Annotated in this window: 21 protein-coding genes; 11 read left to right on the forward strand and 10 right to left on the reverse strand. The window is 69.5% G+C overall.

Annotated elements, in window-relative coordinates; all coding sequences use genetic code 11:
- Positions 1-68: 68 nt before the first annotated feature.
- On the forward strand, positions 69-911 hold the full coding sequence (locus tag ACQEVI_RS23740) for a TrmH family RNA methyltransferase (protein ID WP_432903724.1): 843 nt from the start codon (positions 69-71) through the stop codon (positions 909-911).
- 252 nt (positions 912-1,163) lie between these two features.
- On the opposite strand, the gene ACQEVI_RS23745 is transcribed toward ACQEVI_RS23740, so the two are convergent.
- The 4 genes from ACQEVI_RS23745 to ACQEVI_RS23760 are packed head-to-tail and all read right to left on the reverse strand — an operon-like array spanning position 1,164 to position 4,942.
- Positions 1,164-2,684 (reverse strand): hypothetical protein, encoded by a 1,521-nt coding sequence (locus tag ACQEVI_RS23745; RefSeq protein WP_432903727.1) that lies wholly within the window; start codon positions 2,682-2,684, stop codon positions 1,164-1,166.
- Complete coding sequence (locus ACQEVI_RS23750) at positions 2,666-3,316, reverse strand: hypothetical protein (protein ID WP_432903730.1); 651 nt, start codon at positions 3,314-3,316, stop codon at positions 2,666-2,668. The genes ACQEVI_RS23745 and ACQEVI_RS23750 overlap by 19 nt, the downstream gene beginning before the upstream one ends.
- Complete coding sequence (locus ACQEVI_RS23755) at positions 3,303-3,629, reverse strand: hypothetical protein (protein WP_432903733.1); 327 nt, start codon at positions 3,627-3,629, stop codon at positions 3,303-3,305. Before ACQEVI_RS23755 ends, ACQEVI_RS23750 begins: the two co-directional genes overlap by 14 nt.
- Positions 3,630-3,646: 17 nt before the next feature.
- Positions 3,647-4,942 carry a CHAT domain-containing protein gene (locus ACQEVI_RS23760; protein ID WP_432903736.1) on the reverse strand — a complete coding sequence of 432 codons (1,296 nt, stop codon included), beginning with the start codon at positions 4,940-4,942 and terminating at the stop codon, positions 3,647-3,649.
- Positions 4,943-5,299: 357 nt separating this feature from the next.
- On the opposite strand from ACQEVI_RS23760, the gene ACQEVI_RS23765 reads away from it, so the two are divergent.
- Positions 5,300-5,716 (forward strand): hypothetical protein, encoded by a 417-nt coding sequence (locus ACQEVI_RS23765; RefSeq protein ID WP_432903739.1) that lies wholly within the window; start codon positions 5,300-5,302, stop codon positions 5,714-5,716.
- 459 nt (positions 5,717-6,175) lie between these two features.
- Here the strand turns inward: ACQEVI_RS23765 and ACQEVI_RS23770 are convergent, their stop codons facing one another.
- Entirely contained in the window at positions 6,176-7,081 is a 906-nt protein-coding gene (locus ACQEVI_RS23770) for a phosphotransferase family protein (protein WP_432903742.1), read from the reverse strand.
- An 8-nt stretch (positions 7,082-7,089) separates the two neighbouring features.
- Positions 7,090-8,343, reverse strand: a complete 1,254-nt coding sequence (locus tag ACQEVI_RS23775; RefSeq protein ID WP_432903745.1) for a helix-turn-helix domain-containing protein — start codon at positions 8,341-8,343, stop codon at positions 7,090-7,092.
- 214 nt (positions 8,344-8,557) lie between these two features.
- Between ACQEVI_RS23775 and ACQEVI_RS23780 the strand changes: the two genes are divergently transcribed.
- Positions 8,558-9,397, forward strand: coding sequence for an HAD family hydrolase (locus tag ACQEVI_RS23780; protein ID WP_432903748.1), 840 nt, complete (start codon positions 8,558-8,560; stop codon positions 9,395-9,397).
- 219 nt (positions 9,398-9,616) lie between these two features.
- Positions 9,617-9,997 (forward strand): kinase, encoded by a 381-nt coding sequence (locus tag ACQEVI_RS23785; protein ID WP_432903751.1) that lies wholly within the window; start codon positions 9,617-9,619, stop codon positions 9,995-9,997.
- A gap of 44 nt (positions 9,998-10,041) precedes the next feature.
- On the opposite strand, the gene ACQEVI_RS23790 is transcribed toward ACQEVI_RS23785, so the two are convergent.
- On the reverse strand, positions 10,042-10,737 hold the full coding sequence (locus ACQEVI_RS23790; RefSeq protein ID WP_432903754.1) for a FadR/GntR family transcriptional regulator: 696 nt from the start codon (positions 10,735-10,737) through the stop codon (positions 10,042-10,044).
- A 148-nt stretch (positions 10,738-10,885) separates the two neighbouring features.
- Here ACQEVI_RS23790 and ACQEVI_RS23795 point away from each other — a divergent pair, with 148 nt between their 5' ends.
- From ACQEVI_RS23795 to ACQEVI_RS23810, 4 genes are read left to right on the forward strand one after another with little or no spacing between them, the layout of a single operon-like run.
- Entirely contained in the window at positions 10,886-12,109 is a 1,224-nt protein-coding gene (locus tag ACQEVI_RS23795; protein ID WP_432903757.1) for an aminotransferase class V-fold PLP-dependent enzyme, read from the forward strand.
- 55 nt (positions 12,110-12,164) lie between these two features.
- Complete coding sequence (locus ACQEVI_RS23800; protein WP_432903759.1) at positions 12,165-13,469, forward strand: ABC transporter substrate-binding protein; 1,305 nt, start codon at positions 12,165-12,167, stop codon at positions 13,467-13,469.
- A gap of 4 nt (positions 13,470-13,473) precedes the next feature.
- Positions 13,474-14,415 carry a carbohydrate ABC transporter permease gene (locus tag ACQEVI_RS23805; protein ID WP_432903762.1) on the forward strand — a complete coding sequence of 314 codons (942 nt, stop codon included), beginning with the start codon at positions 13,474-13,476 and terminating at the stop codon, positions 14,413-14,415.
- The gene (locus ACQEVI_RS23810) at positions 14,412-15,230 is read left to right on the forward strand and encodes a carbohydrate ABC transporter permease (protein WP_432903765.1); all 819 of its coding nucleotides are present in this window, start codon (positions 14,412-14,414) and stop codon (positions 15,228-15,230) included. Before ACQEVI_RS23805 ends, ACQEVI_RS23810 begins: the two co-directional genes overlap by 4 nt.
- A gap of 42 nt (positions 15,231-15,272) precedes the next feature.
- On the opposite strand, the gene ACQEVI_RS23815 is transcribed toward ACQEVI_RS23810, so the two are convergent.
- A complete protein-coding gene (locus ACQEVI_RS23815) occupies positions 15,273-16,073 on the reverse strand; it encodes an MHYT domain-containing protein (protein WP_432903768.1) in 801 nt (266 codons plus the stop codon).
- A gap of 220 nt (positions 16,074-16,293) precedes the next feature.
- Complete coding sequence (locus ACQEVI_RS23820; RefSeq protein ID WP_432903772.1) at positions 16,294-17,115, reverse strand: MHYT domain-containing protein; 822 nt, start codon at positions 17,113-17,115, stop codon at positions 16,294-16,296.
- 306 nt (positions 17,116-17,421) lie between these two features.
- On the opposite strand from ACQEVI_RS23820, the gene ACQEVI_RS23825 reads away from it, so the two are divergent.
- The 3 genes from ACQEVI_RS23825 to ACQEVI_RS23835 all read left to right on the forward strand — a co-directional run bounded on the left by ACQEVI_RS23825 (position 17,422) and on the right by ACQEVI_RS23835 (position 22,038).
- On the forward strand, positions 17,422-18,399 hold the full coding sequence (locus ACQEVI_RS23825) for a siderophore-interacting protein (protein ID WP_432903775.1): 978 nt from the start codon (positions 17,422-17,424) through the stop codon (positions 18,397-18,399).
- 89 nt (positions 18,400-18,488) lie between these two features.
- Positions 18,489-20,513 carry a substrate-binding domain-containing protein gene (locus ACQEVI_RS23830; protein ID WP_432903778.1) on the forward strand — a complete coding sequence of 675 codons (2,025 nt, stop codon included), beginning with the start codon at positions 18,489-18,491 and terminating at the stop codon, positions 20,511-20,513.
- 103 nt (positions 20,514-20,616) lie between these two features.
- Positions 20,617-22,038, forward strand: a complete 1,422-nt coding sequence (locus tag ACQEVI_RS23835) for an extracellular solute-binding protein (protein ID WP_432903780.1) — start codon at positions 20,617-20,619, stop codon at positions 22,036-22,038.
- Here ACQEVI_RS23835 and ACQEVI_RS23840 read toward each other — a convergent pair.
- Positions 22,028-22,606, reverse strand: a complete 579-nt coding sequence (locus tag ACQEVI_RS23840; protein ID WP_432903782.1) for a YbaK/EbsC family protein — start codon at positions 22,604-22,606, stop codon at positions 22,028-22,030. The genes ACQEVI_RS23835 and ACQEVI_RS23840 overlap by 11 nt on opposite strands.
- Between the last annotated feature and the right edge of the window lies 1 nt (position 22,607).

Here is a 22,607-nt window from a genome sequence, read left to right on the forward strand (position 1 = left end):
AGGAGCCCGCACGCCATCCGGATCCGACCTGGCCCGACAAGGGCTCGCCGGTCAGGGAGAATGCACGGGTGACCACCCTCGACGTCGTCCGTATCGACGACCCCGCCGACGAGCGCCTCGCCGACTACAACAGCCTCACGGACGTCGTCCTGCGCTCCAAGCATGAGCCGGCCAAGGGGCTGTACATCGCCGAGAGCTCGACGGTGATCCGGCGGGCGCTCGCGGCCGGGCACCGGCCGCGGTCGTTCCTCATGGCGCCGAAGTGGCTGGACTCGATGAGCGACCTGATCGGCGAGACCGGCGCGCCCGTCTACGTCGCCGAGGAACCGCTGCTGAAGGAGATCACGGGCTTCAACCTGCACCGCGGCGCTATGGCGGCCATGCACCGGCCGCCGCTGCCCGGCGTGCACGAGCTGCTCGCGGGGGCGCGCGGGGGAGCGGGCGCGCGGCGCGTTGTGATCTTCGAGGACATCGTCGACCACACGAACGTCGGTGCTGGCATGCGCGCGTGCGCGGCCCTCGGGGTCGACGTCGTGCTGTTCACGCCGAGCTGTGCGGACCCGCTGTACCGGCGAGCCGTCCGGGTCTCCATGGGTACGGTCTTCCAGATCCCGTGGACACGGATCGATCCCTGGCCCAGCGGCATCCAGGCCTTGCACGAGCACGGCTTCAAGGTGGCGGCGCTCGCGCTGGAGGACGACTCGGTCAGCCTCGACGACCTGGTGGCCGACCCGCCCGAGAAGCTCGCGCTGGTTCTCGGCACCGAGGGTGACGGGCTCAAGGCGCGGACGATCGCGGAGTGCGACATGACGGTGCGGATCCCGATGTCCGGGGGAGTGGACTCGCTGAACGTCGCCTCGGCCGTGGCGGTCGCTGCGTGGGCTACGCGGGTGCCGGACGCTGATAGTTGAGCCGTCGAGTAGGCGAGCGCGATCGAATCCGGGAATTGAGCATCTGCTGGGGCCCGCTGGAAGTCGAGGTATTTGGCGTTCGGCATCGTCAGGACGCAGCGGCGACTTGAAACGCCGTGCATAGTTCCAACAGTGGGACGGTCGGGAATGTTTCCCAGTCACCGAACGCAGGGCCGGACAGCGCGAGCATCTCTGATCGAGCACGCCCGGACTGTCAGCGTCCGGTGGCTAGGACCGGGCCGTTCGCAACGGTTACGAGTTGGCCCGGCTCGCGCTGATCTTTTCGTTGGCTGCTGCGCGTGCCGCCGCGAGTTGCTCACTGATGCGGTCGAGACGGTCGAGGTGGTCGCCAAGACCGGGGTGCGCATTGCGGAGGCGTGTCGATTCGTCAGGGTATCCAGTGACCTGGCTCCAAAACATCGTCCGTCCTCGTTCGAGTGCGGCGATGGCGACCGGTAGCTCGTCGTTCTGGATCGCCGAAGCGGCAACGTCTCGTGCGAGGTCTTGCCACTCGACGGTGTGGGCGAGGACAGTGGTCCGATCGAGCCCCAGCCAGACGACCTTCGGCAGCAGATCCAGCGCGGTCAGTAGGTAGTGAAGCGCTGTGTCGTGCTCGTTGTCCTCGCTCGCCCAGAGACCTGCCGTGTACGCCGAGAGCGCTCGCTCGTAGGGGTCGCCCCCGTCGTAGTCGGCAGCCTGCGAGCGGTACCGAACCGAGTCGCGTGCGTCCTCCGCCCGTCCTTCGAGATTCAGACGCGTGCGCAAGGCACGGCCTACTGCCGCAAGAAACCGAGGCCGATCTGGGTGTCGGACCGGCAGCGCCGCAAGAGCGGCTAGAGCGACCTCAACGGCCTCGTCGGACCGGCCAGGCGCCGGGTCAGCACTCGCGAGGAGTCGTTTGAGATTCGCCAGGTTGATCAGCACGATGAGATGGTCCGGGCTACCGTGATCGACGAGTTTCAGCGCGAGCTCGAGGGCGAGCTCTGCACGTTTCAGATGCGCTGCGATATCAGTGAGGTGGAAGAGGTCGAGATCCGGGAGCGCCGCGTTGATGAGTAGACCGACACGCAGGTGCTCAGGTGTTTCCCTGCTCCGAAGAGCCCGGTTCGAGAGGCGTCGTGACTCGTGGAGGTCCTCTGCGATCCCGTAGCGGGCTCCACGTATCCGGCGTGAAGTGCTCGCGTTGGACAGGATCTGGGGACGCTGCGCCGCGTCGGCAAGTTCGACCGCTTCTTCGATCACCTCGACCGACTCGTCGATGTCGTCTCGGCGCCCCAATGCCTCGAAGTGGAGGCGCAGCAGGAGCCCGAAGTTGGAGAGCCGTTGGGCATGCACGTGCGGGGCTGCTTCGTCGTCCAGTGCGTCCCACGCGTGCTGAAGGCCGGCGCGGAGATCGGCGCGGTCCGAGGAGACCTCTTCGAATCGGAGCCGGTAGGCATTGCCGAGGTTGGCGTGATGCCGTGTCCTGGGCCGTGTCGGATCCAGCATGGCGAGAACGGCTGTGCCGCGTTCGATCGCGTCGTCGATGTCCGATCGGAGGCCGCGGGACCCGAAGAGAAGCTGACGCGACGCCGACAGTCCGCTTAGTGCCTCGACGCGGTCCTCGTCGTTGGTCGCGGAGAGGACGAGAAGGCGATACCCGGCGACTGCCCTGATGACTGCGGATCGGTTGCCGGTCTGAAGGTATTCCTCGGCGCGCTGTCGTGCCAACGCCGAGATCTGTTCGCGCTGGTCGGCCGGCTCCTCGGAGCCAGCTATGGTGCGGCTGGACATATGACCGTGGTTTGGATCGTCGTGGCGGTGCTGAGGTCGATGACCACAGCCCCTTGATCAGTTTGCAGGGTCAGTAGCCCGAGGTTGAGACGTTCGGGTGCGCCACACCAGGCCGTCCCTGAGTCGTCGATCAGTTGGAGCAGAGGCGGGGTCGCGCGTGGTGCGTACCACGTCACGCCCAGTGCGGTGCTGATCCCCACCATCGATGCCACGGCCAACGCGAGTCCCCAGAGCAGTGCTCGGGCTGACTGGCGTGCTTCGATGTGATCGCTGGAGAAAGGAAGAGGCGCTCCGCCGAGGCTATGTCCGGCCCGCACGCGTTGCCGAAACGGTCTGCCGTGGGCGGCACGCATCGTGAAGAACGCGGCGACCAGCCCCGAGCTCAGGGCAAAGGCGAACGCAATTCCGACGAGGACACTCCATGGTGCTGCGAGCTGCTCGATGTCACTTCGCCCGCGGACGAGACCCAGTGCGGCGATCGCGGCGAAGAGTCCTGCGATGCCTTTGCCCCAACCAGCGGCCGTCCGCTTCGTAGCTGCCAGCTCGGCCTGGATTCTTCTGCGCTCGTCGACGGCATGGTTGCGGTGCGCGAGCGTAGCTGGAGGCCCGGGGACGAGGTCAGGCTTCTTCACGCTCGTCGATCCTCAGGTTCCAGTACGCTCCGCAGCCCTCGGCATCGTCCGGCCTGCCGTGATGGGTCATGCTCGTGCACGTGCAGATCATCGGGACGAGCCCGTTGTCGGAGGCGGTACGTGCGGGCTGCTTCCGGCGCCGGAAGATATGACTGTGGACGGGGAACGACATCGGGTCCTCGCAGCGTGGACACGGTCCGTTGAGCTCGGCGTCAGCGCTGCCCTTGACGTCCAGGCTGAACGTTAGGGCCGCTGTCTGGGCGAATGAGTCATCGGTCTCGACGGAGTAGTCGACGGAGTGCGGGTCCGGCATTGGGTTCCTCTCGCTTGTCAGGGTCCCAGGTGGATGAACGGCGCCCAGTCCAAGGGTTCGTCCGGGAAGAGTTCCCGCTGCTCGCGGATTGCGCGGTGCAGGGCTAGCGAGGAGCGTTCCGCGTCCATGATCCCCTCGTGGATGAGCTGCTGATATAGCCCTTCGAAAACCGTGCTGGAGATGTTGTCCTCGATCGACCAGAGCGATGCGACGACGTGCCGAAAGCCGGTGAAGTGCAGCGCCGCGGCGAGCGTGATCGATTCGTCGAGCAGTTCGACGCCGCCGACCGCGGTCTTGCAAGCGGCAAGGCCTGCGAAGTCACCGCGGAATCGATGCCCGGCGATCTCCCCGATCGTGAGGACCCCGTCGGAGAGCAGCAGCCCGCCGTCTGACGGGTTGGCGAGATCCTGATCTGCGTGGCATCCGAAGTGGACCCACCGGTGCTTCGCGAGAGAGGACAGCACGTCAGCGCGGCTCGCGTCAGACTCTCCGAGCACCGTCAGACGTCTCGAAGTCAGGAGGGCACGAAGAAGGTCACGTTCGGCGAGTGCTCCCTCGAGGTTCGGTCGCCCGTCGGTCTCCTCGATGGCGACGACGAGAAACCGGTCATCGGGGTTGGGTGGGTCGATGCCCGCTCTAGCCGACTGAAGTGCCCGTAGCGTGGGTGTGTAGGAGGAGACGACACGATCGATCACCGCTGCGTGATCGGCGGGGTTAGCGGTCAGGTCCTGGGCCGCATGCAGAGGCATGACGGCCAGGGGGCCGGTCGGACACCACCACACCCGTGTCCATTCCGCCCCGTCGGCCGGCGAGATTCGTAGGCCGAGGTGGTCGAGGACGGGGGCGGCGATGGCCTGCCACATCCATTGCTGGAGGTCGGCGAGCTCCTCGTTGGCGCTTCGGCGAGCGTCGATGAGCCGTCGGGTCGCAACAAGCCACCGCGCTCGGCCCACCGGTGAGTCCTCAGCGAGGTCATGCGCTGCATCGGACAGCTCGTCGACTCCGTCGTCGACCCCTTTGAGCACGGCGAGCAGAGCGATGGCGCGCTGTCTCGCGTCCTCGAATGTCAGCCGCGGCAGCGGGACGGGTTCGACCCCGCCATTGGTGACGATGAGCGCGTCGCACCTCGAACGGCTCACATTCAAGACGATCACCGGCCCGCCCGAAGCAGCAGGCAAGAGCGACCCCACAGGGGGCAGACCGAGGAAGTCCTCGAATCCCAGAGCACGGATCTCATCGACGACCTCGTCCCATTCGCGGGCAAGAGCCATCAGCCGTTGGCTTGATGCCGTATCGCGTGTCGTCTCGGCCACTCAGATACCTCCTATCGCGTGACCGAATCAGGCCCTTTGCGAAGATTAGGCTACCGCGCGGGCTTCGCCAGGGATGGGTGAACCTGGCAGCGCCAACGCCAAACCGCTCCGCAGCAGGAACCTATTGACCCTCTCGCAGGACTGCGTTGGGCTGGGCGCTAGTCTCACGTGGGCTTGAGTCGAATTCGAAGGGTGCGATGACCGTGGACGCTGCGGAACCAACGCGTGTGACTGAGAAGTGGGGATTCGGCACGACACCGGTCAAGCCCGGGGTCCATGCGCATCCAACCATGCCGTCTGCTTGTCGGAGTGATCGAAAGCGTTCTCCAGGCGTGGTAATTCGCTACTGTTGCTCGCATGTCACCCGACGCTGCCGCCACGATGGCTCAAATTGTGCCAGTGTTCTTTCTCGCCATTGCGATAGACGCCAAGATTCATCAGGCATTCAACGATGCTGAACTACCGCGACTTGCGAAGTGGTTTGCCGTTGCCGCATATGTGACCCTCATTTGCACCGAGGTGACCCTCATGGCGTACGTCATGATGGATCGAGATTCCGGGGTATGGCTTTTTATTCTCACCGTCGTTGGCGTGCTGCTCGCGGTGGCGGTACTAACAATGCCGCTCATTCGCTCGCTCATTCGCGGCAAGAATGATGGCGACTCGGCCACATACAACAACAACAGTCAAGAGGTCGTCATTCATGCGGATATTGTCAATCTGAACGACCCCGCGAGGATCATTTCTAGCGAAAGAGATCGTGACGAGTCGTAGCCCTTCGGGCCGTCCTGCGACCAAGCTGCACACCTCAACGCCGTATTCGTGTCGCTGGCCTTGCTCATAGCGGCCATGCAGCAGGGGTCGAGGTCCGCCGAACGTGCCAGGAACCGGACGCCTAACCGCCCCTGAACAAGCTGTGTCTCGAGCGACTCGATGAGTCCGGGGTTCCAGGTGCCCTTGACGTCCCCCGGAATGTGCAGCGGTCTCGGCGACCTCAGGCGCCCGAGTCTGGCCGTACCGCCTCCACCCGCAGATCAGTCCGCTCAGCCAGGCCGCTCTGCCCGCTACGGCGCACCTGCTCTTCTCGGTTGACCACTATGCCGACGCCGTTGAGGTGCTGTTCGAGTTCGTTGGCGAGGTAGTCGGAGATCTCTTCCTCATCTTTTCGGCCGCTTTGCGTGTGTACGAGGAAGCCCGCGCGGCACAGGCTGAACGTGCAGTTGCAGTCGGTACCTACAGGATGTTCCAGCTCAGGTTCCCGCCATCGCGGAGGTTGTCGAGGCGGCGTCGGACCTCGGTCGCGGCAGGTGATCCAGGTGGGGACTTGCGGGCGTTGGAGGTGATCATGCGTAGCTCGCGCACGTCGCGCAGCCAGGGGTAGGCCGACCAGTCGCGGATGTCCCGGCCGTAGCGCTGACAGAACTGGTCGTACTCGGCGGACGGGTGGTCGAAGCGTCGGCAGTGGACCTCGATGGTGGTCAGGTCCCACTCGCGGGGGCCGAGGGCGGCGGAGTCCCAGTCGGACAGGACCGCTAGTCCGTTGGAAGGGTCTAGGAGGGTGTTGCGGTGCTGGGCGTCGCCGTGGATGAGGCTCGGTTCGGAGCCGGCCGTGAGGAGCGCGTTGTCCTGAGCGAGTCGCGTGCAAAGGTCTGTGAGCAGGTTGCGGTCGTCGTCCGTCAGGAGCGGGCTGGCAGCGATCGAGCGCCCGATCGGGCCGAACACGTCCAGGGGGCGCAGAGGGAACGGCGGCGGTGGGGCGTTGTGGAGCGCCAGGAGGGAATCGGCGATGTCCGGGGCCCGGACGGCACGTTCTTGTGGCAGGTAGCGCCACAGGGTCACGACGCGGCCGTCGATGTGTAGCGGCTGGTTCGTCGGGTCTCCCCACAGCTCGACGGTCGGCACTCCGTGATCCTGCAGCCAGGTGACGAGCCGTACGACGTCGGTGAGGTGTTGTTCTCCGGGTGGGGCGACCTTGATGACGACCGGTGCTCTGGTCAGCCGGTAGACGCCGCTGGTCTGGTGGCGGAGGAGGATCATGCCGTCGGGGTCCAGGCCGGTCTGCCGTGCGGCTTGTTCGGCGATCGGGCCGGTGACCTCGGGCGTGTGGATGTGTTCCGTGTAGTGCGGACTGGTCGTCACTGGTTGCCTCAGGTCTGGGTGGCGATGAGCTCGGTGAGTTCGGCTCGGGGGCGCTGGGGCGCGCCTTCGGGAAGTGCGCGGACGACATCATGGGTCTTGGCGAGCACGACTCGCGTGCGGTACTCGGCTGGCAGGCTGGTGACGACGTTCATGGCAAGCCGGCACGCTTCGTCGGCCTGCTCCGCCAGGGCCAGGCCGACCGCCTGGTCGAGGCGGATCAGGGCTGGGTCGGTGACGAGGTCTGGCTGGGCCGCGTACAGCTGGAGCGCCTCCTCCTGGACGCGCTGCGTTCGCGCGGGCTGGTCCAGGTAGGTGAGTGTGCCCGACAGGTACAGCAGCAGGCGCTTGTGGTTGAACTGGAACGCCGCATCGGGCGAACCGAGGGAGTCGGCCTGATCGACATACCGCTGCGCCGTGTTCATCGCTTGTTCCGCGCCTTGGGCGTCGCCGAGCCTGGCGAGGGCTCTGCCTTCGGCGGCTGCGGCCAGTGCTGTCGTCTCGGACGCGACACCGGGTAGCAGGGCTTGGGCGCTGCGTGCGAGCTCGACGGCCTGCGCGATGGGCCCGTAGTAGTACGGGAGCATCGCCTCCTGGGCCCGGACCCGGGCTTGGAGGTGCAGGTTGCCTGTGTCGTCCGAGGCGAGGCGCGCGGTGCCGTACCAGTAGCGGGCACGCCGGATCTCGCCGAGCTTCATCAAGGCGTCGGCGGTCAGGAGGGCGAGGATCGCCTGGGCCTCGGAGAGCTTGGCCTGGACCATGGCGGGCTGGCGGACGGCGGCCATCGCCTGGATCTCCAGGATGTCCGTGGCGAGCACAGACAGCATGGTCACCGGCGGGGTACGCGTGTAGGTCACCAGGTGCTCAGCGATTCGCCCCTCGATCAGTTCCAAGCGCCTGGGGGAGAGCGATGTCGCCCCCAACGTGTTGTCGATGAGTGGTCGTGCCGCGTCCAGCAGCCCGAGGACGTCACCCGGTTGAGCCGGTCGCCCTCGTTCCACCGACTGGAGCGCAAGCAGCGGCGACGGCTCGGCTCCTGCAAACGGCTGGGGCCTGCTCGGTGTGAGGCCCAGGGTCGCTTCCATGGCTTCAGCCGTCAGCCCGAGTGCCGTGGCGAGGTTGGCCCGCTGGAAGGGGCGTGGGGTGGACGCGCCGGACTCCCACCGTTGAACGGTGGTCCGCTCGACGCCGAGCTGCTCGGCGAGGGCCTCCTGGCTGTAACCCGCTGCGATGCGAGCGTCCGAGAGCCTGGTTCTGCGTGACATCAGGGTGTCTCCCGTCAGGTCGGCGTCGGCTGCCAACGATAGCCGCCGAGGTCGGCTCGTCCGGGGGCGACGTTCCGGATGCAGCGGTTACGCCGCCAGAACGCTGCCAAGAGGCGGCATGGGCGCTGTGTCACCGGCCAGCCGTCTGCGATGTGCTTGTCACCACCGCGACCGAAGGCCGGCATCGCCGCCCGCGCCGATGAGGGGAATACCGATGAGCAGCAGCCGAGCCCAGGGGGTGCGAGACGCTCACCTCGTCGCGCTCGACATCGACGGCACGATCGTGCGGTCCGGCAGCCTCGAGGTGCCTGACGACACCGCCCAGGCGGTGCAGGACGTCGTAACGGTCGGGCACCACGTCGTGGTGTCCACCGGACGGTCCCTCGTGGGCGCGCTGCCGATCACACGAGCGCTCGGTCTGACCAATGGCACGGTGGTCTGCTCCAATGGTGCCGTCTCCGCGCGCCTCGACCCTGCCCTCTCCGGCGGGTACGAGGTCACCAAGACGTTCACGTTCACCGCCGGCGCCGCGATCGCTCTCGTACGCAAGGCCCTCCATGGTGTGCGGATCGCTGTCGAAGAAGTCGGGTGGGGCTACCACGTGACCCGCCTGTTCGGGGCCGACGAGGTGAACGGTGCTCAGCGCATCGCGACGGTCGACCAGATCTCCCGCTGCCGCACCCCGCGGATGATCCTGCGCGCCCCCGCGATCCTCGACCTGGCCGGCGATCTACGCCGCCTCGGCCTGACCGTAACCCCCGTCGACGGAGACTGGCTCGACGTCACCCCCGGCGGCGTCTCCAAGGCGTCCGCACTTGAACAGGTCCGCAAGAGCCTGGGTATCGCGCAGGAGCTGACGATCGGGGTCGGGGACGGGCTGAACGACCTCCCTATGTTCGCCTGGGCCGCTCGCGCCGTGGCCATGGGGCAGGCCCGTGACGTGGTCATCGAGGCTGCCGATGACGTCACCGGGACCATCGACGAGCAGGGCCTGGTACCTGTGCTGCGCGCTCTCGTGCCCACCCCGGTCGCTTCGCCTGGGCCACGTGGGTGATCAGCCGGTGATCCGCGTGGGGACCTGCCCACAGCGCGCTCGACGCAGGTCGCCCAACTACGCTGACCGCGTGCCCACGCCGACTTCGCGAGCCTCGACCGGCATCCCGCGGACCCGCCTGGTGATCGTGCGCGGCCCCTCCGGTTCAGGCAAGAGCACCATCGCCCGAGAGCTGCGTGAGCAGATGGGACGCGGCACCGCCCTCATCGACAGGACTACGTGCGTCGCACGCTGCTGTGGGAGAAGGACACCCCGGGAGCCCTCAACATCTCGCTCATCGACGCCACGGCCCGCCATGCCCTCGACGCGGGCTACGGCGTCGTCGTCGAAGGGATCATGCACGAGGCCCGGTACGGCGACATGCTCCGTGGCCTCGTCACCGACCACGCAGGAGTGAGCGCGGTCGTCTACCTCGACGTGCCGTTCGAGGAGACCGTGCGCCGGCACGCCGGACGGCCCCAGGCCACGCACTTCACGCCGGAGGAGATGGCCGAGTGGTGGACACCGGACGACCGCCTCGGCCTCGACCACGAGATCGTCCTCGGGCCGGACACCACCGCCCAGGAAGCGATCGATCGACTCCTCGATGCTCTGGTGTAGCCACACCACTCACCAGGTACGTCGGTGCCGACGTCGGGCACGACTCACGCCTCCGGGATCACCTCCGGTGCCGGACGGCGTTCGCGCAGCCACACCTCGCTCTGGGCGACGTGAGCCGCCGCCGCGACCGACGCGGCCACGGGGTCACGTGACACGAGCGCCCGCAGGATCGCCCGGTGTCCCGCGTCGGAGACCCGCTTGGTCTCCGGGGTGAGGACCGGGTAGGCGCGCGAGCGCGACCTGAGCACCGCCACCATCGACCCGAGCGACTCGTTGCCGCACAGCCGCACGATGCCCATGTGGAACTCGTGGTCGAGCGCCGACTGCTCGTCGACGTCCTCGCTCGCCTCCAGCCGGTCGAGGAGATCGCCGAGCCCGGTGAGCGTCGCGTCGTCGCAGCGCGCGGCGGAGAGAGCCACGGCGTGCGCCTCCAGCACGCGGCGCAGCTCGTAGAGCTCGAGGATCGACTCCAGCGGCAGCAGCCCGACGGTGAGGGACAGCGTGCTGATCATGTCGGCGGCGCGCAGCTCGCCGACGTAGGTGCCCGCACCCCGGCGGGTCTCGACGACGCCGAGGGCCGAGAGCGTACGGATCGCCTCGCGGATCGAGCCGCGCGAGACGCCGAGCCGCTCGCTCAGCTCGCCCTCGCTCGGCATCCGGTCGCCCGGCTGGAGCGAGCCGTCGGCGATCAGGGTACGCAGCCCGTGCAGGGCCGTCTCGACTGCGCTCACCTCGTGCATCCCACCAGGATGTCAGGTCCCCGCCAGTGCGGCGGACATTTCACGCCCGTAAAACCTGTCCTACAGATCTGTGTCATTTTGCGCGAAAGCCTGGCGCTGTCCCGTCTTGCCTGCCATGGTTGTCCGACAAATCGATGGGAAGGTGCTGATGGACCAGATACGCACAGCTCCGGCGCCCGTCCACCTCGCGTCCGGGGGACCGGCGCGCGAGGCGTGGCCGCTGGACAGGTCGGTCGTGCACCTCAACCACGGCTCCTACGGGGCGGTGCCCACCGAGGTGGTGCGCCACCAGGACGAGCTGCGCAGGCAGGCCGACCTCAGCCCCGTCGCCTGGTTCCCCCGCGCCCCCGAGCTCATCGCCGCCGCCCGCCGTGAGGTCGCGCCCTTCGTCGGCGCCCGCGCCGAGGACACGGCCTTCGTGCCGAACGCCTCCGCGGCAGCGACCGTCGTCCTCAACTCCCTGCGGCTGGAGCCCGGCGACGAGATCCTCGTCACCGACCACGGCTACGGCGCGGTCACCATGGGCGCCCGCCGGCTCGCCCGCCGCTCCGGCGCCCAGGTGCGGACGGTCGCCCTCCCGCTCGCCGCGACGGCGGACGACGTCGTCGAACGGTTCCGCACCGAGCTCACCGACGCCGTGCGCCTCGTCGTCGTCGACCAGATCACCTCGCCCACCGCACGCCTGCTCCCGACCGCGCGGATCACCGAGCTCGCCCACGAGCGCGGCGCCCGCGTCCTCGTGGACGGCGCCCACGCCCCGGGCCTCGTCGAGGACGCCGCAGCCGTCGCCGGCGGGGACTGGTGGTTCGGCAACCTGCACAAGTGGGCCTGCGCGCCCCGCGGCACGGCCCTGCTCGTCACCGACGCCGCAGACCGCGACGACCTGTGGCCGCTCATCGACTCCTGGGGCGCCGAGGACCGCTACCCCGAGCGGTTCGACTCCCAGGGCACCATGGACACGACCGGCTACATCGCCTCGCCCCGCGCGATCGACTTCGTCGAGGGCGAGTACGGCTGGGCCCAAGCCCGCGCGACCATGGCGGCGCTCGCGGACCACGGCGCCGCCGTCATCGGCGCGGCCCTCCAGCCCTTCGTGGACGGCCCGGTCGCCACCGACGTCGCCATGCCCGTGGTCTCGATGCGCCTGCTGCGCCTGCCCGAAGGGCTCGGGCGGGACCGCACGGACGCCGACGAGCTGCGGCTGCGCCTGCTCGACCTCGCCGGCGTCGAGTCGGCCTTCACGAGCGTCGCGGGTGTCGGCTACCTGCGCCTCTCGGTGCACCTGTACACGGAGCCGCGCGACTTCGACGCGTTCGTCGAGCGGGCGGTTCCCCGGATCCTGGCGTTCGCCGACGAACGCCGCCGCAACTGACCCGCGCCCCGTCGGCGCGTCACCCACAGACACGAGAAGAAGGAGAGGTGCGCACATGAACCGCACCCGAACTGCCGTCACCGCGGGCCTGGCCACGATCGGCCTGCTCGCGCTCACCGCGTGCACCGGAGCCGGATCGGCGCAGGACGGGACCGTCCGCCTGCAGATGGTCGAGAGCCTCACCAACCCGGCCCGGACCGCGCTGGTCCGCGAGCTCCTGGACGAGTTCGAGGCCGAGAACCCGGGCGTCACCGTCGACCTCGTCTCCCCGCCCACCGACCAGGCCGACCAGAAGCTCCAGCAGATGCTGCAGTCCGGCCGGGGCGTCGACGTCCTCGAGGTGCGCGACAGCACGGTCGGGGCGTTCAGCAACAACGGCTGGCTCTACGACCTGTCGGACGACGTCACCGGCTGGTCCGGCTGGGACGACCTCACCGACAACGCGCAGGCGGTGACCGCGCAGGACGGCGCCCGCTACTTCGTGCCGTACGGCTTCTACGGGCTGTCGCTGTTCTACCGCACCGACCTCGTCGAGGAGGCGGGCTTCGACAGGCCGCCGGTGTCATGGGAGGAGCTGCTGGAGCAGGCCTCCGCGATCCAGGACCCCTCGCAGAACACCTACGGCTACGCGTTCCGCGGCGGCCAGAACGGGTTCAGCAACGTCGTCGCCGCCGTGGAGGCGTACACGATCGACGACCTGGACGTGGAGAACGCGTACCTGATGCGGGACGGGTCGACGATCTTCGCGGCGCCCGAGGCGCAGGACGCCGTCGACACCTACTTCTCCCTGTTCGAGCAGGCGGCGCCGCCGTCGGCCGTGTCGTGGGGCTACCCCGAGATGGTGGAGGGCTTCACCAACGGGTCGACGGCGTTCCTGCTGCAGGACCCTGAGGTCATCGCCACGGTGGCGGAGTCGACGACGATCACGCAGGACCAGTGGTCCACCGCCCCGCTGCTGACCGGCCCGACGGGCAAGGCGGCGCAGCCGCTCGCGACCGCGGGCTGGGGAGTGGCCGAGGCCGGCGAGCACAAGGAGGAGGCGGTCGCGCTCGTCGAGTTCCTCTCGGGCGAGGAGCCCGCTACCCGGTTCGCCCAGGAGAACAGCCTCGTGCCGATCATCGACGGCGCGGGCGAGGACCCCTTCTACTCCGAGGGCCCGTGGACGAGCTACGTCACCATGACCGAGGACCCGGACACCTACGTCAACGTGGTGCAGCCGCGCGGCGAGAGCTGGTGGACCGAGTGGGAGCAGAAGGCGGACCAGGACGTGCAGGCGGTCCTGCTCGGTGACATGACGACGAGCGAGCTGCTCGAGGCCTGGGACACCTTCTGGACCGAGAAGTACGCCGCGGAGCAGTGACGACGTGACAGCCACGACCATGCCTCCGGCGCGGGCCGGGACCCCGCGCGCGGTCCGCCGTCGTACGACCTTCGGCCGCCGGCACGCGCTGACGATCCTCGCCTTCCTGACCCCCGCGATCATCTTCGTCTGCTGGTTCACGTACTTCCCCATGCTGCAGGGCGCCCAGATGGCGTTCCGGGACTGGAACCTCTGGGACCTCACCTCGACGCCCTGGGTGGGCCTGGCGAACTTCGCCACCATCCTGGGCGACCCGGTCTTCCCCGTGGTCGCCGGCAACACGGTGGTGTGGGTCGTCGGCTCGATAGTGCCCCAGCTCGTGATCGGGTTCCTCGTCGCGCTGGGGCTGTGGCGCCGGTTCCGCTTCCGCGCGCTCTACCAGGCGCTCGTGTTCTATCCGTGGGCGGTGTCGGGCTTCCTCGTCGGCATGCTGTTCCGCTGGATGTTCAACGCCGAGTTCGGCGTCGTGAACGACCTGCTGATGAAGACGGGCGCCGTCGAGGCGCCGCTGCCGTGGCTCGCCGACCCGAAGCTGGCCATGGTCGCCGTGATCGTCGCCAACGTCTGGTACGGCGTGACGTTCTTCGCGATCATGATCCTCGCGGCCCTCCAGTCGGTACCCGACGAGGTCCTGGAGGCCGCCGCCATCGACGGCGCGGGCACGGTGCGCCGGCTCTTCTCCATCGTCGTCCCGTACATCTGGACGACGCTGGCGCTGACCGTGCTGCTCCGCGCGATCTGGACGTTCAACTCGCCCGAGATCATCTACGCGATGACGGCCGGCGGACCCGCGGGCCGGACGCACATCGTCACCACCTGGATGATCGAGTTCACGCAGCAGGGCAGCTACGGCCTGGCCAGCGCCATCGGGCTCGTCGTGATGGTCGTCCTGTTCGTGTTCTGTGCCTTCTACCTGATGGCGATGAGGCGGGTGAACCAGCGATGACGATGCGTGTCGCCAGGGTCACGGGACTCGCGCTGTGGCTGGTCATCACCCTGTTCCCGCTGTACTGGGTGGTCGTGACCTCGTTCAAGTCGCCGGGCTCGATCAACCGGTGGCCGCTGGAGTACTGGCCCTCCGAGCCGTCGACCGGCAACTACACGGAGCTCTTCGCCACCTCGAGCTTCGGCACGTTCATGGGCAACTCGCTCGTGGTCGCCCTGACCGCCGGGGCCACCGCGACGCTCATCGCGCTGCTCAGCGCCTACGTCCTGGCCCGGTTCGAGTTCCGGGGCAAGGGCGCTGTGCTCGGGGCGTTCCTGCTCACGCAGATGATCCCGGCGTTCATCGCGCTCGGGCCGCTGTACGCGATGCTCTCCGATCTCGGCCTGGTCGACACGAAGCCGGGGCTCGCCCTCGTGTACGTCGCGATGTGCATCCCGTTCTCCACCGTGATGCTGCGCGGGTTCTTCGAGAACATGCCCGATGCGCTGGAGGAGGCCGCGATGATCGACGGGTGCTCCCGGCTGGGTGCGCTGTTCCGCGTGCTCGTGCCGGTCATGGCGCCGGGGATCGTCGCTGCGTTCATCTTCAACTTCGTGAACTGCTGGAACGAGCTGTTCCTGTCCGTCGTGCTGATGAACTCCGACGCCAACAAGACGATTCCGGCCGCGCTCAACGGCTTCATCTCGACGTTCAACATCGCCTGGGGCCCGATGTCGGCCGCCGCGGTGCTCACGATCCTGCCGACCATGGTGCTGTTCGCCCTGGCCAGCCGCTGGATCGTCGAGGGCCTGACGGCAGGGTCGGTCAAGGAGTAGTGACGCCTCGCCCTCGTGCGCATCGGGCCGATACCCGGCGGCTCAACGCGGCGGGGGCTGGCGCTGGAGCTCTTCCTGCCGCCCCTGCCAGCCCTTGAACTTCTCCCGAGCTTCGATCTCCTCGGCGCTGGGTGCCAGGCCGACCACCAGGAGCAGCAGGATCGTGCTGACGGTGATGCCGATGATCAGCGGGCCGAGGAGGGCGGCGACGGAGACGCCGACGTCCGGCGTGGCGATGGCGCCGCGAACCGCCTCTACCCGCATGGCGGCCATGCCCGTGTAGTGCATGCCGGAGACGGCGATGCCCATGATGAGCGTCGCCGCGATACCGGCGCCGAGGGTCTGCACCTTCGCGGAGAGCCAGAGCCCGGCGGTCGCGGCGACGACGGCGATGGCCACCGACAGGATGACGGTGACGGGGACGTAGGTGATCTCGACGCCCACGTGCACGGCACGCATGCCGAGGTAGTGCATGACGGCGACGCCCAGGCCGGTGACCGTGCCGCCCGCGAGCAGCGCGAGGGGGCCGGAGCCGGCCGCGCGGATGATGAAGAGGCCCAGGCCCACGACGATGACGGCGAGCAGCCCGCTGGCGATCGTCAGGAGGACGTCGTAACGGGTCTCGGTGCCGCGCACGTGGAAACCGAGCATGGCGACGAAGTGCATGACCCAGATGCCGGTGCCGCCGATGGCGACGGCGCCGAGGGTGAGCCAGGCAGTGCTCGCCAGGCCGTGGGAGGTGCGTGCGCGAGCTGTGCAGGTCAGGCCCACGGCGCACCCGGCGCACGAGAGCAGGAACGAGAGGATGGGCGTGACCCAGCCCAGCGCGAAGTGATCGATCATGGTCGGTTTCTCCAGTGCGGTAGGGCACTACGGAATCCGCTGCGGACTGTGTCTGCCGGAGCGGCACGACCCTGGCCATAGGCAGGGCCTATGACGACAGTCAATCGGACAGATGTATCCGGATGCATCTAAAGCTCCGGGCTAAATGTCCAATTCATGGGGTGAACTCTTCGAGCCTGGGTGTTCCGTCCTGTGAACATCACGGTTCACGGACGCGCTGTCAGAGCAGCTGGGACCTGCGCCGCGGCTCCGCCGCCTCGCGCTGGATCTCCTCCTGCCGCCCCTGCCAGCCCTTGAACTTCTCCTGCGCCTCGAGCTCGGCGGCGCTCGGCGCCAGACCGACCACCAGGAGCAGCAGGATGGTGCTGATGGTGACCCCGATGATCAGCGGGCCGAGCAGGGCGGCGACGGAGACGCCGCCGTCCGGCACGATGACGGTGCCGGTGACGACCTCCGCCCGCATGGCGGCCATACCCGTGTAGTGCATGCCGGAGACGGCGACACCCATGATGAGTGTGGCGCCGACACCCGCGGCGAAGTTGTGCACCTTCGCCGAGAGCCAGAGGCCCGCGGTGGCGGCGACGATGCCGACGAGCACCGACATGAAGACGGTGGGGATGTCGTAGGTGACCTCGACGCCCACGTGCAGGGCGCGCATGCCGAGGTAGTGCATCGCCGAGATGCCCAGTCCGGTGACGATGCCGCCGGCGACGAGCGCGAACGGCCCGACGCCCGCCGTCCGGATGATGAAGAGGCCGAGCCCGACCACCGCGATGGCGAGCAGGCCGCTGGCGATCGTCAGGGGGACGTCGAAGCGGGTCTCGGTGCCCCGGATGTGGAAACCGAGCATGGCGACGAAGTGCATCACCCAGATGCCGGTGCCCCCGATGGAGACGGCGCCGAGGGCGAGCCAGCCGATGCTCGCGAGGCCGTGGGAGACACGCGCGCGCGCCGTGCAGGTCAGGCCCACGGCGCACCCGGCGCACGAGAGCAGGAACGAGAGGATGGGCGTGACCCAGCCCAGCGCGAAGTGGTCGATCATGGTGAGGCTCTCCAGCGAGTACGAGGGGAAGCGTGCGGCCTGTCGTGACGATGGGTTGCCGACGGTGCGGTGGCCAGATCGTCGTCCGGGCCGATCGGTACCAAGTAAAGAGGTCAAAGAGGCAAGATGCACCCTTTGTACAGGGTTAATTTTCTACTGACAGGGGTGATCTTCCTGGAACATGGGCATCCTGTTTCACACTCATGAACTTTTCGTGGTAAACGGCGTCGAGATGTCTGCTCATGGTGCTGTTCGCCACCCGGAGGGGTGACACAGGGCGCACAAAGTTAGGTTAGGCTCACCGTCGTGACCACCCAGACCGAGGGGCTCGAAGCCAAGCCCTCGCGAATGTTCGACGTCGAGGTAGCGCGCGTGACGCGCCTGTGCCCGTCCTTCGTCCGCTTCACGTTCCGCGGGCCGGACCTGGACAAGTTCGCCGACAACGGCCGCGACCAGCGCATCAAGCTGCTCCTCCCGTCGCCCCAGGGTGGCTGGGACGGCCTGCGCCGCGACGACCCCGACTGGTACGCCGCCTGGCGCTCGCTCCCGGACGAGCACCGCAACCCGATGCGCACCTACACGGTCCGCACGGTGCGCCAGGACCTGCGTGAGGTCGACGTCGACGTCGTCATGCACGGTGACACCGGGCCGGCGTCGCGCTGGGCGCTGGGCGCGGCCGCGGGCGACCCGCTGGTCATCATGGGCCCGAACGCCGAGTACGACGGCATCCACGGTGGCGTCGAGTTCGCCCCGCCGTCGTCCAGCCACGCGCTGCTGCTGGCCGGTGACGAGACCGCCGTGCCCGCGATCGCCGCGATCTGCGAGTCGCTGCCCGCCGACGCCGTCGGCGAGGTCTTCCTCGAGGTGCCGCACCCCGAGGACGGCTGGACGCTCGGCGCACCCGAGGGCGTGCGCGTGCACTGGCTGGCGCGCGACGGGCGCGAGCACGGCGAGGTGCTGATCCCCGCGGTGCAGGACGCCGCCGACCGGCTGCTCGCGATGGGTGTCCGCCCGTCGTCGGACACCGCGCCCGCGCTGACCGCCGCCGGCGTGGACCTGTCCGCCGAGGTGGAGGACGTCGACATCGACACCGGGATCCTCTGGGAGGTGCCGGTCGACGAGACGGGCCGCCCCCTGGCGCAGGACACCGTGCTGTACGCGTGGCTCGCGGGCGAGGCCGGCGTCATCAAGACGCTGCGCCGCTACCTCGTGAGCGAGTGCCAGGTGGACCGCAAGTCCGTGGCCTTCATGGGCTACTGGCGCAAGGGCCGCGCGGAGAACTGAGCTGCGGGCGCTGCCCCCGAATCGCCGTTTACCTGCGAACGTCGAGGTCAATGTGGTAGATATCGGACCCTGACGTTCCAGGAGGACGGATGGGTGCAACGGGGCAGCCTGCGGGAAGTACGGAGGGTCCGGACGGCGACCGGGGTTCGGACAGCAGGTTCCGGCGCTGGTGGGACGGCAGCCGCCGTGCCGTGTTCGCGGTGTTCGGCACCGGTGCGGTCATCTGCGCCGGGTTCATGGAGGTCGCCGACGGTCCGACCAAGATCCTCCTGCTGGCTGCCCTCGTCGTCCTGGCACTGGCCGGCCTGTCCACGCTCGTCCCGGCGCGGGTCTACGCGCGCCTGGCGGGGTCGGCGGGGGAGTGGGTGCGGGGCCATTGGGTTCCCGTCAGCGTGGTGGGGGCGTTGGCGCTGGTCGTGCTGGTCGGCGCGCGGCTGGCAGTGGCGTCCGGCGAGTCCTGCGAGGACCCGACCGAGGTGGCCGTCATGGTCCCGGAGGACGGCGCCCCCGGCTTCGCGGCGGTGGCCGACGCGTTCGAGCGGGACTCGACCACGCGGTTCTCCTGCCCCGAGTACCACGTCACCACGTTCGGTGTGGGCTGGCCCGCGCTCCGCGGCGCGTTCGCGTCCGGCTGGGGCGCGGTACCGGGCGAGGCCGGCGCCGCCTCCCTGGACCTCGGCCCCCGGCCGGACGTGTGGATCGCGGAGTCCGGGGCGCAGGTGGACATGATGACCGCCGAGGGAGCCGGTCAGAGGTTCGCGGTCCAGGGCCGGACGATCGTGGCGGGCTCACCCCTGGTGCTGGCGGTTCCCGAGCCGCACGCAGCGGCCCTGCTCGCCACGACGGGGCCGGGTGACACGAGCCGGGAGCTGACGGCGGCGGCCACGGCGGCGGGCCTCGACGTCGTGCGGGCCAACCCGGACGCGTCGTTCGCCGCCGCCCTGCATACCGAGCGCCTCTATGCGGAGTCCGATGCGGGGCCCGACGGCGCGGCGCTGGAGACGCTGGAGCTCGACCTGGGGCACGCGCTCGAGGGGGCGGGCCTGCCGGTCGGGACGGACGGCGCGCTGCTGTGCCGCCTCGCCGAGCTGTCCCGGACGGAGCCGCCACCGGTGGCCGTGCTGACCACCGAGCGTGCGATCGGAGGCCGGGGCGCGGCCTGCCCGGCGTCGGGCGCCGGCGCGAGCGACACCGCACTGGTCCCGTTCTACCCGGGCTCGGCCCTCGGTCTCGACTACACGGCGGTCCGGCTGAGCTGGGCCGACGCCGCGCCGGCCGGGCGCCGGGCCGATGCGGCGTCGGCCTTCGTCGAGTGGCTCCGCACGAGCGACGGGCGGGCGGCTCTCGGCCAGGAGGTGGGCGTACGGGGCCTGGACGGGCAGCCACCCGCGGACGCGGACGGGCGGCTCCCCGGCCTGCAGGACGCGCCGGTCATCGAGCCGGGCGGGAACCTCGTGGAACACACGCGGGTGGTATCGACCGAGGACCTGTACCACAAGGCCCGGCGCCCGGCGCGGGTCCTGGTCATGGTGGACGCGTCGGTCTCCATGGGCAGGCCCGCGGACGGTGACCGCATGCGCATAGACGTCGCCGAGCGCGGGGTCCTCGGGGCGCTCGGGCATCTGAGCGGCTCCGACGAGGTGGGCGTCTGGGAGTTCTCCGGCTCGGCCGGGTCCAGCCCTCGCCCGGTGCTGGACATGACCGCGAGCGAGGCGGCGACGAGCGCGGCGCCGGAGCAGCTCAGCACGTTGCGGCCCGAGGGGCGCACGCCCCTGTACGACGCGGTCGAGGACGGGACGTCGTACCTGGTCGGCCTGGATCCCGGCGGTGCGTCCCGCCGCCACCTGACGGCGCTGGTCGTGCTGACCGACGGCGAGAACCTCCCGGGCGGCGGACCCGGTGCGGAGCTGACGGCGTCCGACCTGGTCGAGTCCGCCCGCGCGCAGGAGGATTCCGGCGTCCGGGTCTACGTCGTGGCAGTGGGAGAGGCGTCGTGCCAGGTGAGCGACCTGCGGCAGATCGCGGCGGAGTGGGACGGCGAATGCTGGGACAGCTCGTTCGGTGAGCTGGAGAGCACCCTGGGCAGTCTGTTCGGACAGCTGGGAGGCCGTTGACATGACCGGCGGAGCGACAGGCAGCGGCTCGCACGGTAGGTCGAACGGCCATCCGAACGGCCATTCGAACGGCCATGGCTGGGTCACCCGCAGAGGCCTCCTCGTGGGCGCGGCGGCAGGGCTCGTCGGGGGTGCTGCCCTCCGGCTGGGCTCTGACCAGCTCTTCGGCGGCGCGGCCGACCTGGAGCGGTTCGCGATGGGGGACCGGCTCACGATCCTCAGCGGTCGCGACGAGACCGACGGCGGGCAGCGCCGTCTGCTCGTGGACCTGTGGAACCGGGTGCACGAGGCGCACCCCGCGCGGATCGTGGAGGTCTCCAGCAATGCCGACCGCGCCTACAGCACGATGCTGTCGGCGGCGCAGGCCCGTGAGCCGGGCTACGACGTCTACAACCTGGACATCCCGTGGGTGCCGCAGTTCGCGCAGAGCGGCTACCTCCGGGCGCTCGACGGCGCGACGGGTGACGGGTTCCTGAGCGAGCCGTGGGCGGCCGGTACCTGGGAGGGCTCGGCGTACGCGCTGCCGTTCAACTCCGACGTCGGCCTGCTGTACTGCAACCTCGAGCTGATCGCGGAGTACTACGACCAGGAGGTGCCGGCGACGGACCCGATCCCCCTGGGCGACGGCTGGGCCGGCGTGGACGCGTTCGCGCACGCGGTCTTCGCCAAGGTCGGCGGCGAACGCGACGGCCTGACCCGGCCGCCCGTGGACACCGCGATCGCCCTGCAGCTCGCCGACTACGAGGGCTTCACGGTCAACCTCTGGGAGATCCTGCTCGGTGCGGGCGCCGTCTCGGTCGACGCCACGGGGCGGCCGGTCCTCGAGAACGTCGACCGGATCGGGGAGACGGTCGAGGAGCTCGCCGATGGGCTGCGCGTGACGTCGGACGGACCGAGCGGCACGGCGACGTCGCTCGCGTTCGACGAGCAGGGCTCGCTCGCCGCCTTCGCCGCGGGGCGCGCGGTGTTCCTGCGGCACTGGCCGCGGGCGCTGCGCCTGCTGCGGGGCGAGGACACGGCGCCGTTCCGGGTCGGGTTCATGCCGGTGCCCGGCGGGGGCGTGCTCGGCGGGCAGAGCCTCGCCGTGGCCGCGGCGTCGCGGTACCCGGTCGCCGCCCGGCGCCTCGTCGAGTTCCTCACGAACGAGCGCAGCCACCAGGTGATCTTCGAGCGCGGGGGCTTCGCCGCGAGCCGGGAGGCGCCGTACCGCGACCCCGCGGCGCCGTGGGCGCGTCCCGCCGGGACCGACGGTCTCGCGGCGTCCCTGGTCGACTACGCGACCGGCAAGGGCGTCGAGGGCACCAACGACCCGCTGCGCAAGGCCAACGACGCGCTGCGGCAGGCGCTGGACGGGGCGTCGCCCCGCCCGCGCCTGCAGCACTACGTGGAGCTCAGCGAGGAGCTGCGCCGGTACGTCCGGACCGTCCTGGCCCCGGCCGCGTCCTCGGGCGACGCCGTGCGGTTCGACGGCGGCGAGTTCGCCGAGCGTATGGAGGCGGCGATGGACGGCAAGATCAGCGGGTGATACCGAGGTCCTCGATCACCTCGACGCCCGGCATCGCGCACAGGACAGGGCCCGGCATGAGCAGCTTGGACCGGCGGACGCCGGAGCCCATGAGCGCCATGGTGCCCTTCTCGGCGAACCGGGAGTCGACCAGCACGCGGTAGCCCGCGGGCAGCCCGACGGGCGTGATGCCGCCGTACTCCATGCCGGAGTCGGCCACCGCGCGGTCCATCGGCAGGAACGACGCCTTGCGCACGTCGAGCAGCTTGCGCACCCGCTTGTTGACGTCGGCGAAGGTGCTGGCGGGGACGACGCAGGCCGCGACGCGCTCGTCCTCGCCCCGCTTGCCGGCCACCAGCACGCAGTTGGCGGACGCCTCGGGCGGCAGGTCGTGCAGCTCGTTGAGCGTTGCCGTCTCGGCGTGGTCCGGGTCGATCTCGGTGACGGCGACCAGGCTCGCGACCCGGGCGTCGGCGTCGGTCCAGGCGGTCAGGGCGGCGCGCACCGGCTCGGCGAGCAGCTCGGGGTGCTCCAGCGCGGGGGCCCAGACGAGGTCGCCGAGCGTGGGCAGGGTGGCGTTCTCGCTCATC

It is taken from the genome of Promicromonospora sp. CA-289599, from assembly GCF_050936155.1.
Classification (GTDB): domain Bacteria; phylum Actinomycetota; class Actinomycetes; order Actinomycetales; family Cellulomonadaceae; genus Promicromonospora.